At 70.9% G+C, this 15,670-nt stretch carries 17 protein-coding genes; 8 read left to right on the plus strand and 9 right to left on the minus strand.

Features of this window, described 5'->3' with window-relative positions; genetic code table 11:
* Window positions 1-113: 113 nt before the first annotated feature.
* Window positions 114-839 carry a rhomboid-like protein gene (locus AB0L00_RS29935; protein WP_364440423.1) on the minus strand — a complete coding sequence of 242 codons (726 nt, stop codon included), beginning with the start codon at window positions 837-839 and terminating at the stop codon, window positions 114-116.
* 102 nt (window positions 840-941) lie between these two features.
* A complete protein-coding gene (locus AB0L00_RS29940) occupies window positions 942-1,556 on the minus strand; it encodes a helix-turn-helix domain-containing protein (protein ID WP_364440424.1) in 615 nt (204 codons plus the stop codon).
* Window positions 1,557-1,707: 151 nt separating this feature from the next.
* Between AB0L00_RS29940 and AB0L00_RS29945 the strand changes: the two genes are divergently transcribed.
* The gene (locus AB0L00_RS29945; RefSeq protein WP_364440425.1) at window positions 1,708-3,279 is read left to right on the plus strand and encodes an MDR family MFS transporter; all 1,572 of its coding nucleotides are present in this window, start codon (window positions 1,708-1,710) and stop codon (window positions 3,277-3,279) included.
* Between the two features lie 36 nt (window positions 3,280-3,315).
* Here the strand turns inward: AB0L00_RS29945 and AB0L00_RS29950 are convergent, their stop codons facing one another.
* Window positions 3,316-3,714 carry a hypothetical protein gene (locus AB0L00_RS29950; protein ID WP_364440426.1) on the minus strand — a complete coding sequence of 133 codons (399 nt, stop codon included), beginning with the start codon at window positions 3,712-3,714 and terminating at the stop codon, window positions 3,316-3,318.
* An 85-nt stretch (window positions 3,715-3,799) separates the two neighbouring features.
* Between AB0L00_RS29950 and AB0L00_RS29955 the strand changes: the two genes are divergently transcribed.
* On the plus strand, window positions 3,800-3,994 hold the full coding sequence (locus AB0L00_RS29955) for a hypothetical protein (RefSeq protein WP_364440427.1): 195 nt from the start codon (window positions 3,800-3,802) through the stop codon (window positions 3,992-3,994).
* Window positions 3,995-4,843: 849 nt separating this feature from the next.
* On the plus strand, window positions 4,844-5,383 hold the full coding sequence (locus tag AB0L00_RS29960; protein ID WP_364440428.1) for a hypothetical protein: 540 nt from the start codon (window positions 4,844-4,846) through the stop codon (window positions 5,381-5,383).
* A 92-nt stretch (window positions 5,384-5,475) separates the two neighbouring features.
* On the opposite strand, the gene AB0L00_RS29965 is transcribed toward AB0L00_RS29960, so the two are convergent.
* Together AB0L00_RS29965 and AB0L00_RS29970 are read right to left on the minus strand one after the other, a co-directional pair.
* A complete protein-coding gene (locus AB0L00_RS29965) occupies window positions 5,476-5,877 on the minus strand; it encodes a hypothetical protein (protein ID WP_364440429.1) in 402 nt (133 codons plus the stop codon).
* Window positions 5,878-5,938: 61 nt separating this feature from the next.
* Window positions 5,939-7,528: an MFS transporter gene (locus tag AB0L00_RS29970; protein ID WP_364440430.1), complete on the minus strand. Its 1,590-nt coding sequence runs from the start codon at window positions 7,526-7,528 to the stop codon at window positions 5,939-5,941.
* A 93-nt stretch (window positions 7,529-7,621) separates the two neighbouring features.
* On the opposite strand from AB0L00_RS29970, the gene AB0L00_RS29975 reads away from it, so the two are divergent.
* Window positions 7,622-8,347 (plus strand): TetR family transcriptional regulator, encoded by a 726-nt coding sequence (locus AB0L00_RS29975; protein WP_364440431.1) that lies wholly within the window; start codon window positions 7,622-7,624, stop codon window positions 8,345-8,347.
* Window positions 8,348-8,450: 103 nt separating this feature from the next.
* Here AB0L00_RS29975 and AB0L00_RS29980 read toward each other — a convergent pair whose 3' ends face one another.
* The gene (locus AB0L00_RS29980; RefSeq protein ID WP_364440432.1) at window positions 8,451-9,062 is read right to left on the minus strand and encodes a hypothetical protein; all 612 of its coding nucleotides are present in this window, start codon (window positions 9,060-9,062) and stop codon (window positions 8,451-8,453) included.
* Between the two features lie 201 nt (window positions 9,063-9,263).
* Entirely contained in the window at window positions 9,264-10,181 is a 918-nt protein-coding gene (locus AB0L00_RS29985) for an MBL fold metallo-hydrolase (RefSeq protein ID WP_364440433.1), read from the minus strand.
* Between the two features lie 94 nt (window positions 10,182-10,275).
* On the opposite strand from AB0L00_RS29985, the gene AB0L00_RS29990 reads away from it, so the two are divergent.
* Window positions 10,276-11,157 (plus strand): AraC family transcriptional regulator, encoded by an 882-nt coding sequence (locus tag AB0L00_RS29990; protein ID WP_364440434.1) that lies wholly within the window; start codon window positions 10,276-10,278, stop codon window positions 11,155-11,157.
* Between the two features lie 14 nt (window positions 11,158-11,171).
* Here the strand turns inward: AB0L00_RS29990 and AB0L00_RS29995 are convergent, their stop codons facing one another.
* On the minus strand, window positions 11,172-11,936 hold the full coding sequence (locus AB0L00_RS29995; protein WP_364440435.1) for a sulfite exporter TauE/SafE family protein: 765 nt from the start codon (window positions 11,934-11,936) through the stop codon (window positions 11,172-11,174).
* Window positions 11,937-12,208: 272 nt separating this feature from the next.
* On the opposite strand from AB0L00_RS29995, the gene AB0L00_RS30000 reads away from it, so the two are divergent.
* The gene (locus tag AB0L00_RS30000; protein WP_364440436.1) at window positions 12,209-12,862 is read left to right on the plus strand and encodes a Type 1 glutamine amidotransferase-like domain-containing protein; all 654 of its coding nucleotides are present in this window, start codon (window positions 12,209-12,211) and stop codon (window positions 12,860-12,862) included.
* Between the two features lie 31 nt (window positions 12,863-12,893).
* On the opposite strand, the gene AB0L00_RS30005 is transcribed toward AB0L00_RS30000, so the two are convergent.
* On the minus strand, window positions 12,894-13,586 hold the full coding sequence (locus AB0L00_RS30005) for an NAD(P)H-binding protein (RefSeq protein ID WP_364440437.1): 693 nt from the start codon (window positions 13,584-13,586) through the stop codon (window positions 12,894-12,896).
* Window positions 13,587-13,684: 98 nt separating this feature from the next.
* On the opposite strand from AB0L00_RS30005, the gene AB0L00_RS30010 reads away from it, so the two are divergent.
* Together AB0L00_RS30010 and AB0L00_RS30015 are read left to right on the plus strand one after the other, a co-directional pair.
* Entirely contained in the window at window positions 13,685-14,122 is a 438-nt protein-coding gene (locus AB0L00_RS30010) for a helix-turn-helix domain-containing protein (protein ID WP_364440438.1), read from the plus strand.
* Window positions 14,123-14,300: 178 nt separating this feature from the next.
* Entirely contained in the window at window positions 14,301-15,665 is a 1,365-nt protein-coding gene (locus AB0L00_RS30015) for a cytochrome P450 (protein WP_364440439.1), read from the plus strand.
* Window positions 15,666-15,670 lie beyond the last annotated feature (5 nt).

The following is a 15,670-nucleotide window of genomic DNA, read 5'->3' on the forward strand; positions in this document are numbered from 1 at the left end:
GCCTCGGCGACCGCCAACACCCGCACGCCGCCGCCACCGCGGTCCTCCTGCACCAGCTCGGCGAGCAGCAGACCCTGGCCGTCCTGGAGGCCGAAGAAGCCGCCGACACGATGTCAGGCCTCGCTCAGGGCGGCCTCGCGGGCGAGGGCTCGTGGTCCGGCTTCACCGGGGCCGTCCTGCCCCGCACCGGCGCGCTCGCGCCGGGCGAAGATCAGGCCGACGAGAGCACCGACGAGCAGGGCGACGACGTGGCCCACCGCCGCGACGCCCAGCCGGTCCAGCCCGCTGAACAGGTGCGGGGCGAGGAAGGCCAGGGCCAGGCCCGCCCCGATGCGCCACCAGCGGCTCGGCACGCGGTCGAACAGCCGGTGGCCGTGCCGGGCGGTGCGCACGAGGGGCTCGGCGCCGTACAGCATCGTGGCGATGAGCGCCGAGGCGATGACGTAGGACGGGCCGACGTCGTCGAGGTACCGCATGGAGGCGGGCATGGCACCCGTCGAGATCCGCCAGGCGAGCAGTCCCTCGCTGATGAGCGTCCCGACGACCTGGGCCCCGCCGACCAGGGCCAGCGTCCGGACGTTGCCGAAGCGGTGCGCGACCGGGAACAGCCCGACGATCGCCAGGACCACCCACATCCACGGCACGGCCTCGGCCACGAAGGCCGAGGCGATCATGGTGCCGAAGGGGTCGCTCCTCAGGTTCACCAGGTTGGTCGCCGTCGTGGCGACGACCGAGCGCTGCTGCGCCGGCCCCAGGCCGTACGCGTACACCGCCGACACCGCGCAGAACGCGACGATGAAAGAGATGGGCAGCGGATAGCGCCTGAGGGTCGAGTGCACGCGTGAAAGCGTAGGGGCTGTTTCTGAGAGCTTGATGACTTCCAGATGATCGTCAGCTCGGTCTTACCGTCGAGACAGGCGACCCTCCCGGTACCGCACGAATCAGCCCCGGGCTCCGCCGGCGGCCGCGTTCCAGCCGTGTTCGAGCAGCTCGAAGGCACCGGCGATGACGGTGCCGACATCGGCCTTCTCGCAGGTGAGGAAGCGGGTCTCCAGAGTGAAGTGGGCCAGTGCCCGGCAGGTCGGGTCCTCGGCGGGCGCGCCGATCTCCTCGGCGATCGCCCGCGCCAGGGCGGTCTCGTGCCGCATCCACATGCGGCGCTCGTACTCGCGCAGGTCGGGAGTGTTCTCGACGAGTTCGATGAACCGGGTGAAGCGCGCGTCGGCGTCGTCGCCCTTGGGCCGCCGAGTGCGCAGGACGTACTCCCGCAGGGCACCGGGGATCGACCGGCCCTCGGGGCGTTCGCGTACGGCGGCGATCAGGGCGGCCTCCAGCTCGGCGTCCTCGTCGAAGACGAGGGCCTCCTTGCCGGGGAAGTGCTTGAACAGCGTGGTGGTGGAGACGTCGGCGGCCTCGGCGATGTCCCGGATGCCCACGTGGTCGTAGCCATGCTCGAGGAAGAGGCGCAGGGCGGCGTCCGCGAGGGCCTGGCGGGTGGCGGCCTTCTTGCGCTCGCGCCGGCCCAGTGGTGCACGCTCCGTCGTCGCGTCGGTCATGGCGGTGATCCTATCCGACTCGGTTGACCGGAGCAAAAAGTTGAACTGTTGCACTTATTAACCGAGTGTGCTTTTGTGGAACGGTCGGCCGGCCGCCTCTGCCCGGCTCTTCTTCCTCGAACCCCCCTCCGTACCGGAAGGACCGTTCAGCATGTCCGCGCCCACCTCCTCGCCCTCCCCCGGCGGCCCGGCCGCCGGGGCTCCTCCCTCCCCGAACGTGCGCTGGGTCCTGCTCGGCGTGATGCTCGCGATGCTGCTGTCGATGCTCGACACCATGGTCGTCGGCACCGCGATGCCGACGATCGTCGCTGACCTGGGCGGCCTGCGGCACATCTCCTGGGTGGTGACCGCCTACACCCTGGTCACCGCCGTGACGACCCCGGTGTGGGGGAAGCTCGGCGACCTGTACGGCCGCAAGCACACCTACCTCGCCTCGGTGGCGGTGTTCGTCGTCGGCTCCGCGGTGTGCGGAGCGGCGCAGTCCATGACCTGGCTCATCCTCGCCCGCGCGCTGCAGGGCATCGGAGCGGGCGGGATCGGCGCCGGGGCGTTCGCGCTGATCGGCGCGCTCGTCCCGCCGCGGGAACGCGGCAGGTACCAGGGCATGTCGGCGTCCGTGATGGCGATCGGCACGATCGGCGGGCCGCTGCTGGGCGGCTTCGTCGCCGGTCACCTCGGCTGGCGCTGGGCGTTCTACATCAACCTGCCGCTCGGCGTGCTCGCCTTCGTCTGGCTGTGGGTGATGCTGCGCCTGCCCGTCAACCGGAGCAAGGCGACGATCGACTGGCCGGGCATCGCCCTCCTGACGGCGACGATCACCGCCGCCGTGCTGGCCACGACCTGGGCGGGGACCACTTATGCCTGGGGCTCCTGGCAGATCGTCGCGCTCGGCGTCGTCACCCTCGTCGGGCTCGCCGGGTTCATCGCCTGGCAGAAGAGGGCGACGGAACCGCTCATGCCGCTACGGATCTTCGCCGGGCACCGCAACTTCCCGCTCGCCCTCGGCATGATCCTGGTCGCCGGCGTGGTCATGTTCGCCGGTGGGCTCTACCTGCCGCTGTTCCAGCAGACCGTGCAGGGCGCGTCGGCCACCAACTCGGGGCTCCTCATGGTGCCGATGCTGGTCCCGGTCGTGATCGTCTCCACCGTCGCGGGCAAGGTGATGTCCGCCACCGGCAGGTACAAGATCTTCCCCGTGCTCGGCGCGGCCTTCCTGACCGCCGGCGCGGCCCTCCTGGCCACCATGGACACCGGCACGTCCCGCCTTGTCACCTGCTCCTACATGGTGCTGATCGGCCTCGGACTCGGCTGCCTGATGCAGATGGCCACCACGATCGCGCAGAACAGCGTCGAGATGCGCGACATGGGCGCCGCCATGTCGTCGACCCAGCTGTTCCGCACGCTCGGCGGCTCTCTCGCGGTCGCGGCCTTCGGATCGATGGTCACCCGCGCGATCCAGCACCACCTGCCCGGCGCCGCCGCCGCTTCCGGTGCGCCGGCCGCGCTGTCCGCCGCGGCCAGGGCCGCCTACGTGGACGGGCTGGCCGGCGCGACCCGGCAGATCTTCCTGGTGATCGCGGTACTGTGCGCCGCCGCGTTCGCCCTCGCACTCGCCGTCAAGGAGGTCCCACTGAAGAAGGCCGGCCCGCCCCGGCCGGCGCCTCGTACGGTCCGTACGGGCGAGGCTCTCAGTAAATCTTCGATCCGCCGCGTAATCCGCTGACGCCTTCTTCGAGACGTACTACCGCAACGTCTTCGGCTACGTCGTGCTGCGCGTTCCGGCCCAGGCCGCCGAGGACGTCACCAACGAAGTGTTCACGATCGCGTGGCGCAAGATCGACAAGTTCCCGAGCAGGCGCTGCCGTGGCTCCTGGCCGTCGCCAGGAACCTGGCCCGCCAGTCCCACGGCACCGCCGGTCAGACGCGCCGCCTGGTCGACCGGCTGGCCGGCCTGACCACCGACGCGGACCTGCGCGCCTGGGACGCCGCCGACCATGTCGTCGCCCGTGACCAGGCGCTGGCCGCGCTGCGCACCCTGTCCCCCAAGGAGGCCGAAGCGATCACCCTGACCGTCTGGCACGGCCTCGAGCCGGCCGACGCGGCCCGGGTCGTTCGTCAGCGCCGGAGACCTGTTCCGGGCGCCGACCACCCCCGGCACGCGCGCGGCGCTCTACCGGATCCTCGCGGACCTCCCGTCCGTCCACGTCACCGGACGGATCACGGACCGGGAGGGCAGGTCCGGCGTGGCCATCAGCACCGGAACCTCCGACGGCGCCATCGTGCGGCTGGTGGTCGACCCGGCGACCGCCCGGCTCCTCGACTTCGAGCAGCAGCCCGGCGACCGCCCCGGCACCCCGGGTGCGCACGCCGCCAACCTGTACGTGGCCTTCGAACACCAGGGCTGGGTGAACACGATCGGCGCCGTCCCCACCTCCTGACCGGCGACAGGGGGCGCCGCGCGCCGGCCGCCGCGCAATCCGGCCGGGCGGGCGATCTCCCGGTGACGCGTCAATCACCAGAACCACGATTTCCCCTCGTAAGGAAGGTCTTCACATGCGTGAAGTAAGAAGGAGAACGATCCGCGCCGCTGCCGCAGGAGTCGTGCTGGCCGCCGTGGCGACGGCCGCACCGACGGCGGCGGTGGCGGGCACGAAGGTGGCGCCCACGGCGAAGGCGGCCGTGTCCTCGCCCTGGCAGCTGTTCGACGTGCCCGTTCAGGGGAAGGTCAGCCTGCTCAGTGTCACCACGACCGGTCCCGACGACGCGTGGGCCGGTGGACTCCTCCTGAACCCGAACGACAATCCCCCGAATCCCTCGCAGACTCCCGATCTCCGACGGCTCGCCAAAGATTCCTCCCTGGGCTTCCGGCAGCTCGCCAAGGCCGCGTCCGGTGACGACGACGAGGACACGTGCACCTTCGCGAAGGGCATGTTCACCTCCGTCATGCTGCACTGGGACGGGCACGGCTGGCAGCAGACACCCGTCCCCCCATCCGCCCGCATCAACCACCTCAGCGCATCCAGCCCCGAGGACGCCTGGGCCTCCACCGACTGCGGCATACTGCACTGGGACGGCCAGACCTGGACGACCGTCCCGATCGCCCCGGTCCACGCACAACAGGTGGAACCGAGGCCATCAAGGCGATCAGTCCCACCGAAGCGTGGCTCACCGGCACGACGTACGACAACACGACCCAGGCCGCCCGCGCGTTCGTCCAACAGTGGGACGGACACAAATGGCGAAACGTCCCCCTGCCCGCACTCGGCGACAATTTCGGTCTGCAGAACATGGACGCGCGGGGGCCGGACGACGTGTGGGCCGCAGGAACGGTGGACACCGACAACGACGTCCACCCCGACCCCTTGCTGCTGCTGCACTGGAACGGCCGCACCTGGAAACGGTTCCCCGAACCGGAGACCGGCGAGTGGACGAAGTGGCTCAGGTCGGTACGGGCGGTGGCCGAGAACGACGTGTGGATCGCCGGCTGGGGGAAGCGCGCCCCCGGCATCGAGGAGATCCGCCGCCCGATGCTGCTGCACTGGGACGGCCGGAAGTGGTCCAGTGAGAAGGTGCCGGACGAACGTGGCGAACTGTGGGACGTGGCGGTGAACCGCGGACAGGCACTGGCCGTCGGCGACACGTTCGCGCCCGCCGAGCCTGACTACACGATGTACGCCCTGCGCCGGACCTCGTCCGGCTGGCAGCGAGAGCCGAATTTCGTCGAGGGCGAGACCACATTGTTCGGGCTGGCGCCGATTCCCGGCGGCGGCATCTGGAGCGTCGGCACGGCCGGTGATTACCTCCCCGTGATCGCCCGCCGGCGGTAGCCGTTCGTCCCGGGCACTCCGGCCGCCGCCGGGGTGCCCGGGACACCACCGGTGGTCGCGCTTGCGACCCGCGCCCCTCGCCGAAGGGGGTCCTACCGCGAGGACAGCCGGGCCTGGCGGAATCGCCGGACGCGGAGGGAGACCCGGCCGACCGCGGTCGTCACCACGACCGAGCGGAACCTCCCGGGCACCTCCGCGACCCAGAACGCCCCGGCGATCGTCACCGCGGGGGCCTTCAGCACGGACCGCCCGGCGTGGAACTCCACGAGCACCTCGCCGCCGGGCGGCAGTTCGCCCCAGGCGACGGACCAGCCCCGGCCGCGTACCGCGCCGCGGATCAGTGTGGTGTCGACGCCGCGGGCCACGGCCACGTCGATGAGGCCGTCGCCGGTGTGCACCTCGAGGGCGGGGCGCCGGCGGCTGCCGCGGCCGACACGCAGCTCCCAGCCGCTCGCGGGCAACGGTGTGGCGGGGAACGCCATCGCGTGGGACATGGTCGAACTCCGTTCGGGGCGCGGGTACGGGTGGCGGCGGCCGCCCGTACCCGGGTGGGACTCAGATGGCGATGGCGCCTTCGACCGGGGACTCGCCGCGCCGTACGAGGAGGGCGGCGAACGCGGCGACGAGTGCGACCACCGCGGCGACGGTCATGGACGTCTGGAAGCCGTCCATGAAGGCGAGGTGGCTGCCGGTGGTGATGGCCTTGGCGACCGGTCCCGGAGCGCCGGCGGGCACCGGGGCGACGCCCTGGGCGATGTAGTCCTTGGCGGCGGTGAGCTGGTGGGCCGCCGGTGCGGGCAGCCCCGCGCCGGTCAGCCGGTCGATGAGAACGTTCCCGACGCGGCTGGACAGGATCGTGCCGAGGACCGAGGTGCCCAGGACGCCGCCGACCTGGAACGCGGTCTGCTGCAGACCGCCCGCGACGCCGGCCAGATGCGCGGGGGCGTTCGCGACGATCGCCTCGGTGCCCGCGGTGAGGATGAAGCCGAACGCCATTCCCATCATGATGAACCACGGCCAGATGGTGTTGTACGAGGCGTCGACCCCGATCCGGGAGAGCCCGAACAGCGCGCCGGCGGTGAGGACCATGCCGATGGCGAGCGGCACACGCGGCCCGAACCGCTGGGTCAGCGCCCCGCCCAGCGGCGAGGAGACGATGAAGATCGCGGTCATCGGCAGCATCCGGACGCCCGCCTGTACCGGGGACATCCCGTGGACCTGCTGCAGGTACAGGGTGATGAAGAAGATCGTCCCGAACAGGGCGAACGCGCCGAGGACGATGAGTCCGGTCGCGGCCGACAGCGACGCCGAGCGGAACAGGCTCATCGGCAGGATCGGGTGGGCCGCCCGCAGCTCACGGATCACGAACCCGACGAGCAGGACCGCGAACGCGGCGAACGACACCAGCGGCACCGTGTCGCCGAAGCCGTACGTCCCCGCCTTGATCAGGCCCCAGACCAGGGCGAACAGCGAGCCGGACAGCAGGAGCACCCCGAGGACGTCGAACGAGCCGACGGCTCCCTCGTCGCGGGACTCGCGGATCACCCACAGGCCGACCAGGAGGGCGACCAGGCCGAGCGGAGCGTTGAGGAAGAAGACCGATTCCCAGTTCACGTGCTGAACGAGCAGGCCGCCGACGATCGGGCCACCGGCGATGGAGATGCCGACGGTGGCGCCCCAGATTCCGATCGCGGCGTTGAGCCGTTCGGCGGGGAAGGTGTTGCGCAGGATGGCCAGGCTGGCGGGCTGCAGCAGCGCGCCGGCGAAGCCCTGCACGACCCGCCAGAAGATCACCATGCCGATGCCGCCGGACACGCCGACGAGGACGGAGGCGACGGCGAAGCCGATCACTCCGGCGAGGAAGGTGCGCTTGCGCCCGAACCGGTCGGCGATCTTCCCGGCCGGGATCAGCGTGACGGCCAGGGCGAGCAGGTAGCCGTTGGTGACCCACTGCAGACCGGTCAGGTCGGCGTGCAGGTCCTTGGCGATGGCCGGGTTGGCGATCGACACGACGGTCGCGTCGAGGCCGACCATCATCACGCCGAGCGCGACCGCGAACAGTGTGAGCCAGGGGTGGCCGTGCCCGGCACGGCCTGGTCTTGCGTGCGTCCCCGGACGGGACGGCATTGTCGCTTGGGACGTCATGAACTGCCTCCGAGAGTTCGTATGGCCCAAACGTGTCACGCTGTGACACTTGTCGTCAAGCGACTAAAGTCTCGCTATGACGAGTGTCACGGAATGAAGGAACTATTGGCCGAGTCGTCCAACGTCGGTTACCCTGCGGGCATGGAGGCGACCCCTGCGGTTCAGTCGTGCATCCCGATGGCCGGTCGTCGTGAGCGCAAGAAGCAGCGCACACGCGAGGCCCTGGTGGACAGCGCGTTCCGGCTGTTCGCGGAGAAGGGCTTCGAGGCCACGACCGTCGAGGAGATCGCCGACGCGGTCGACGTGTCCTCCCGGACCTTCTTCCGCTACTTCGCGTCCAAGGAGGACGTCCTCCTCACGTTCCAGGACGAGCAGTTCGGCGCGATGAAGGAGGCGTTCGCCGCCCGGCCCGCCGACGAGCCGGTGATCACCGCCCTCCGCCGGGCCTCGGTCTCCATCCTCCGCGCCTGCGAGGACGGCGCGTTCGGCTTCGACCCCGAGCGGTTCGGCTGCATCCGGCAGCTCATGGAGTCCAGCCCCGCCGTGTTCGGCAGCAGCCTGGAACACGGCCAGCGGAAGCACGCGGAGATGACCCGCCTCGTCGCCGAGCGCATGGGGGTCGACCCCGTCACCGACATGCGCCCGCACGTGGTGGCGGCCGTCGTCAACGGGGTGTTCCACACGGCGTTCGAGCTGCTCGGCTCCGGCGCCGTACGGGCCGAGCGGTTCTCCGACGCGCTGTCCGAGCTCCTGCTGACCCTCGAGGGCGGCATCAACTTCCCCGCCGCGGCGGCGGCGAGTCCCGCGTCGGCCGACTGACGATCACAGGGCCGGCCACGGGAAACGGGGCGGGAGGCCGACCGAGCACGGGTTCCGGCGATCGCCGGAACCCGTGACCCGCATCGGTCCCGCCCCGCGGTTCTCAGGCCCGCGCCATCAGCTCACGCAGTCGCCGGGCCACGGTCGTGCCGTGGTCCCGAGCGTGGCGACGGAGCGCCATGCCGGCGGTGAGGGCCTCGTTCCAGGCAGGAGGGGCGGTGCCGGCGTCGGGCCGGCCGTCCGTACCGACCTCGGTGATCAGCTCGGCGAGCGCCGCGACCGTCCGTTCGTCACGGGGGTCGACGTCGCGCTCGCCGAGAGCGACGGCCAGCGCCTTCGCCGTGAGGCGGACACCGGCGATTCGGGGGTCGAACCCGCCGCGGCGGTGCTCTTCGAGCACACGCAGGAGTTCGTCCTCGCTCCGGGCCGACCGGGGTTCGAGGCCCGCCTCCTCGGCGGAGGCGTAGTCCTCGAACAGTTCGACCGTGCTGACGCATCCCATCTTCTGCGCCAGGAAGTGGAACTCGTCGAAGAGCGTGTGCAGCGGGATGAGGAAGTCGTCATCCTTCAGGCTCGGCGGAAGGCTGAACCCGCGCTCGCCTCCCACCGCGAGGTCGAACAGGTGAAGGATGATCCGTTTCACTCGCTCGTCCGGAGCACGTTCCATGACGATCCACGCGGTGTCCCGGGCCACCCGGTCACGAAGTCCGGCCACCCCGGGCTCCTCCTTGGTCATCTCGGTCTACCCCCTCGGGGTCTCGGTTTGCGTGTCCTCCGTGAACCGGGGGACGGCGCCGGTACTCGACGACCGGGCCACCAGGGACCGTCCCGCACGAGAAGGAATTCACAAGTAACTAGACCGGGAAAATGGGAAAGGCCGCCGGGAGATCCCCGCCACGTGTACGACGAACCGGTCTCATCCGGTCGAGGTCGCCCATCGCTTGATGGCGAAGCGGCTGCCGTCGCGGCGGACCTCGGCAGCGCCGGCCCCGGCGAAGTGCGCCGGCACGACGAGCTTCCCGGTGTCGGCCGCGCGCTCGAGCACCCTGCGGCGGGTCACCGCCGCCTGCGCCGGGTCCTCGCAGAAACAGCTGCCGTAGTCCGGTTCGAGGATCTGCACCGGGCTGTGCACCAGGTCACCGACGAACACGGCGCGGTCCGAACCGGACGCCACCCGGACGATCGACGAACCCGGGGTGTGACCGGGCGCCGGTTCCAGGCTGAGGTTGCCGTCGATCCGATGCCCGTCGCTCCACAGCACGGCGCGGCCGAGGACGGGCGCGACGCTGTCGTCGTACACGATCCGGCTGCCCTCCTGCCGGAGCCTCTCGTGGTCGTCGCGGGGCGCGGGGCGGCGGTGTGCGTTGCGGGGGTCGAAGAACTCCTGGTCGACCTTTGGGATCAGATAGGTGGCGTTCGGGAAGGTCGGGACCCACTCCCCGTCGCGCGACTCGGTGTTCCAGCCGACGTGGTCGTAGTGGATGTGCGTGTTGATCACGATGTCCACGTCCTCGGGCCGGACCCCGGCCTCGGCCAGCCGGTCGAGGAAGTCGGTCCGCAGGCGGTCGAAGAGCGGGACCTGCGGCCGGTTCCGGTCGTTGCCCACCCCCGTGTCGACCAGCACGACCTTGCCCTCGCTGCGCAGGACCCACGTCTGCGCGGCACCGTGGTAGGCGTCGGTCTCCGGACGCCAGTGATCCGGCGCCAGCCAGGACTCGTTGCGTCGCCAGATCTCGGCCGGGCTGTCCGGGATGATGAAGCGGGCCGGAGCTATCTCGCCCTGCCACTCGACGATCTTGGTGACCTCGACGGCACCAATCTGGAAATCGCTCATAGCGCCATGCTCATGGCAACGGATGCGCTTTCCAATGCGCGGTGAGCGCTAGCCGATGCGCGATCGTCTCACCGATGAGATCTACCATGGCGGCATGGACGTGGTGAGCGACGCGATCGAGACGATGCGCATCGGCAGGCCGTCCTCCAGCCGCCTCAGTATCGGCTCGCCGTGGCGCTGCCGGTTCGCGCCCTACGACGGGGCCGGCTTCCACGTGCTGCTCCGCGGCTCCGGCTGGCTGATCCCGGACGGGGCCGAGCCGGTGCCGCTGGGCGTCGGCGATGCCGTCCTGGTGCCGCACGGCGCCTCCCACGTGTTGTCGGACTCGCCGAGCGCGGAGGGTGCGGTGCCGTTCGACGCGACGGTCTCCGCGGCCGACGGCCCGGTGGAGTTCCTGTGCGGCAAGTACCGGCTCGACCGGTCCCGGGCGCATCCGCTGCTGGTCGGCATGCCCGAGGTCGTGCACCTCCCGGCCGACCTGGGTCGGCACGCCCGGCTGCGCGCCGCCATCGACCTGCTCGGCGGCGAGGTACGGGGCGACGGCCCCGGCCGGGAGACGGTCATCACCAGCCTGCTCGACCTGCTGCTGGTCTACATGCTGCGCGCCTGGCTGGAGGACAACGCCGAGACCGGATGGCCCCGCGCGCTCCGCGACCCGGAGATCGCCGCCGCGCTGGAGGCGCTGCACTCACGCCCGGCGGCACCCTGGCGGATCGAGGACCTGGCCGCACACGTCGGCCTCTCCCGCGCCACGCTGGCCCGGCGTTTCACCGCGCTGACCGGGCAACCCCCGATGGCCTACCTGACCTGGTGGCGCATGACCACCGCCGCCCGGCTCCTCCGCGAATCCGACCTGCCGCTCCTCGCGATCGCCCGCCAGGTCGGCTACGGCTCCCCGTACGCGTTCTCGCACGCTTTCAAGCGGCAGTTCGGCCTTCCCCCAGGGCTGTACCGCGACCGCGAACCCGCCGGTTGAGGATCGCCAGTGGGTCAGCCGTTCGGGTCGATCCATAGCTGGACGGCCAGGACGATGCCGATCAGGGCCACGAGCCAGCGCAGGAGGCCCGCCGGCAGGCGTCTGGTGATGCGCGGACCGATGACGGAGCCGACGAACATGCCCGCGCCGATGGGGACCACGGCCGGCCAGTCGACGGTGCCGGCGGTGGCGAAGATGGCGGCGGACGTGAGGGCCCCTGCCCCGATGAGCATGTTCTTCAGCGCGTTGGCGGTCGGCAGGTTCGGCTCCGCGCTGATCAGCAGGAGGGCGAGGATCATCACGCCGGCGCCGGCGCCGAAGTAGCCGTTGTAGAGGGACATCGCGGTCAGCCCCAACGGCAGGATCACGCCGCGCGCGCCTGACAGAGGACCGCGCCGATCGAGGCGGGCGGCGATCCGGGGCTGAGCCAGCAGTGCGAGCGATCCCACGGCCACCAGGATCGGCACGACGTGGGCGAAGACGCCAGGTGGCGTGGACAGCAACAGGAGTGATCCCGCGGCGCCGCCCAGCGCGGCGACGGGTATCCACCGACATAGCCGTACCCGTTGACCGGCCAACTCGGGTCGGGAGGCCAGGGCCGCGCCGGGCCAGCAGGCCACCACCGCGATGATGTTGGCCACGTTCGCGGGGAGGGCGGGCAGACCCGCCGCCAGCAGGGCCGGGTAGGAGATCAGAGACGTGATACCGCCCGCGGTCCCGACCACCCCGGCAAGCGTCCCGGCGGCGGTCAGCAGAACGAGATCGCCGATGCCGGTCATGACCGGACCGCCCGGGACGCCGATACGCGGATGACGACGTGACTCATGGGATGGGGCCTCCCCAGGTCCGGCCCGGCCGGATGGCGGGCAGGCGGAATGGAAGCCCTCGGGGTTTTTATCCCATCAGGTGTGGGGCCGAAAGATCGGCCCTGGCGCCGCTCGGTCCAGTCCACCGGCCCCCTTGTTGTCGTCTTGGAGGCGGAGGCCGGCACGGAACCCTAGACGCAACCACTAGCTGTCCGGATCATATCCCGGCGCTCTAGGGTCCACAGGTGCGCCTCTATCTGTCCTCCTTCCGCGTGGGAGATCGTCCGAGCCGGTTGCTCGCGCTGCTTCGCGAGCGACCGGCCCCGGTGGAAGTCGCCGTCATCGCCAATGCCATCGACGCCCAGGCCGAGCCCGAACGATCGGCCGGCGTACGGCGCGAGGCCGACGCGCTCACCCGGCTGGGGCTGCGGCCGACCGAGGTGGACCTGCGGGAGTTCTTCGACCGGCCCGTGGACACCGTCGCCGGGGCGCTGGCCCGCTTTCCCCTGGTCTGGGTACGCGGCGGGAACGTGTTCATGCTGCGCTACGCGATGGCGCGCAGCGGCGCCGGCGACGCCCTGACCGCGCTGCTGCGGCGGGACGCGGTGGTCTATGCGGGTTACAGCGCCGGCGCCTGCGTGCTCGCGCCGAGTCTGCGCGGTCTGGAGGAGTGCGACGATCCGCAGGTGGTTCCCACGACCTACGGTGATCCGCCGATCTGGGAGGGACTGGGTGTCCTCGACCACGCCGTGGTTCCGCACGTCGACTCGCCAGGTCATCCCGAGAGTGCGGCCCTGACCGCCCTTGCCGCACGCTACCGGGCGGACGGCGTCGCGCACCGCGCCCTGCGGGACGGGCAGGCCCTGGTGATCGACGGCCCGCACGCCCAGGTCCACTGACGGTTCGAGCCGCCGGCCGCTCCGCCCTCGCTCAGGCACCGCCGAAGACGGAGATGCGGGTGCGGTGGTGGCGTGGTGTCTCGATCTCGTCGAGCGTCGCCACCGCGAGGTCGGCGTACGAGAGGCGGAACTCCCACGACGGCGCGGTCTCACCGCCGATCCGGTAGCCACCCGTCCTGTCGCCCGCGGCCTCCAGTCCGGCGGGCGGGGTCAGCATCAACCAGTCGACGGCCGAGCCCCCCTCGCGGAGCCGGTCCAAGCCGGCGGCGTGCGCGGCCGCGAACGGCCGGAGCTCCTCCGCGAACCGGCGGAACTCGGGCGGGTACGCGGCTGGGTCGTCCATCACCAGGCCGCCGCCGGGAACCCTCAGGGTGGAGAACAGGCCGATGACGACGAGCCGGGGCACCCCGGCCTCGGACAGGCCGCCCACCAGCGCGTCGGCCGCTTTGACGAAGAACTCGGGATCGAGCTCGTCGAACCCCTGCGCAGGGCCGGACATCGGAGTCACCGCGTGGACCGCCGCGTCGTGACCTTCGCCGATCGCGGCGATGGCTCGTACGTCGGTGACGTCCCCCGGCACCACCCGCACCCCGTCCGTCGCGAGCTCGGGGTACCTGGCCGGATCCCGTACGACCGCCGTGACCTGATGACCCCGGTTCCGGGCCTCGGCCGTGATGGCCCGTCCCGCCCGGCCGCCGGCCCCGAAGATGACGATCCCGCTCATGTCACTGCTCCTCTTCCGGCCGCGCACTTCGCCGCCGGAAAAGGACGGTATCCAGGAGATACTGGTTACCTCAACGATACCGGGATAGGCTCGCGACCATGACCGAGCCGCTGGACCCGGAGATGTTCGACCCCGTCTGCCCGTCGAGCGCCATGCCGATTCAGATCGGCGACAAGTGGACCGCGATGGTGGTGATCTGCCTCGAAGGCGGCCCACGGCGCTTCACCGAACTCCGCGTCCCGCTCCGTGGCATCACCCCGAAGGTCCTCACCCAGACCCTGCGCGCGATGGAACGCGACGGCCTGCTCACCCGGACGGCGTACGACGAGAACCCACCCCGTGTCGAGTACGAACTGACCGCCCTGGGCCGCACCCTGCTGACCCTGATCGACGCCGCCCGCGCCTGGAGCCGAGACCACCTCCCCGCCCTGCTCGAGGCTCGGGAAAGGCACGATGCGACGCCACGCCCGGCACTTCTGATTCCCGCCGAGCCGTCGCGATCCGGCACGGCCGCCTCGCCGCATCTCCATCGCTAATAACGGGACAAATCCGTACTTTCACGGAGGATACAGATACGGTCTGGCCATTTAGCTGCCGAGTGGCACAAAATTCCAGAGCGGACTCCCCCCGCATCGGCACCGGCCTCTTCTTCGGCCGGCAGCCGGACCGCACACGGGCCGTCGGCATATCGGCCGGAGTCAGGAGTAGCTCCAGATGAGTACAGCCACGCGGGCCGACACGCCCGTACCGGTTCCCGGAGTCCGCGGCGTTCCCCTCGTCGCGCTGGCGAGGGACCCGTTCGGTTTCTGCATGAAGGCCGCCCGGGAAGGCGACGGCCTGGTACGGCTCGGGGCCGGACCGGTCCGCGCCTATCTCGTCAGCCACCCGGACTACGTACGCCACATCCTGGTCGGCAACGCGGCCAACTACATCAAGGGCAGCATCATGGACGGCATCCGGCTCGCCCTCGGCAACGGCCTGTTCACCAGCGACGGCGACTTCTGGCGGCGGCAGCGGCGGCTGATGCAGCCCGCCTTCCACAATCGGCAGATCCAGCGTATGGCCGAGACCGTGCGGGAAACGGTACGTGACTCCATGGCGGGCTGGGCCCCGGCCGTTACCAACGGCACGCCGATCGACATGCTCCACGAGTCCGTGCGCATGAACATCCGGATCATCCTGGAGACGCTGTTCGGAACCGCCGTGGACGAGGAACGCTCCGTCCGCCTGCTGGACCTGACGGACCGGGTGTTCGCCGGCATGACCCGGCGGGTCTGGACGTTCTTCGTACCGTCGTGGCTGCCGACCCCCGGCGCCACGGGGTACCGGCGCGCCATCGAGGCACTCGACAAGGAGATCTACGCTCTCATCGCCGCCCGCCGTGCGGCCCTGGCCGACGGCCACGCCCAAGAGGACCTGCTGAGCACGCTGATCCAGGCCGAGGACTCCGAGACCGGCGAGCGGATGAGCGACCGTCAGCTACGCGATGAGATCTTCACCATCTTCATCGCCGGCTACGAGTCGACCGCGACCGGCGTCGCGTGGGCCTGGCACCTGCTGTGCCGACACCCTGAGGCCGCGACCCGCCTGCGGGAGGAGGTCGACCGGGTCCTCGGCGGCCGGGCCCCTGGCTACGACGACCTCACCGAGCTGACGTACACCCGGCGGGTCGTCGACGAGACCTTCCGGCTGTACCCGGCGTTCCCGATGTACTTCCGGGGCTCCGTCGAGGACGACGTGGTCGGCCCGTACGCGATCCCCGGCGGCGCGAACATCATCCTCAGCCCGTACGCCACCCACCACGACCCGCGCTTCTGGGATGACCCGGAGGCGTTCGACCCGGACCGCTTCGCCCCGGACCGCTACGACTCCCGCGCCCGCGAGGCGTACTACCCGTTCGGGAAGGGACAACGCCTGTGCATCGGCGAACCGATGGCGCTCACGATCGCGCAGTTGCTGATCGCGACGATCGCCCAGGCGTACGAGGTGCGGACCGCGCCCGGCGTTCAGGTCACCGGCCACTACGCCATGACCTACCAGCCGAAACACGGCCTCCCCGTGATCCTCACTCCCCGCTGATCGGC

Source organism: Actinoallomurus sp. NPDC052308, assembly GCF_040679195.1.
Classification (GTDB): Bacteria; Actinomycetota; Actinomycetes; order Streptosporangiales; family Streptosporangiaceae; genus Actinoallomurus; species Actinoallomurus liliacearum.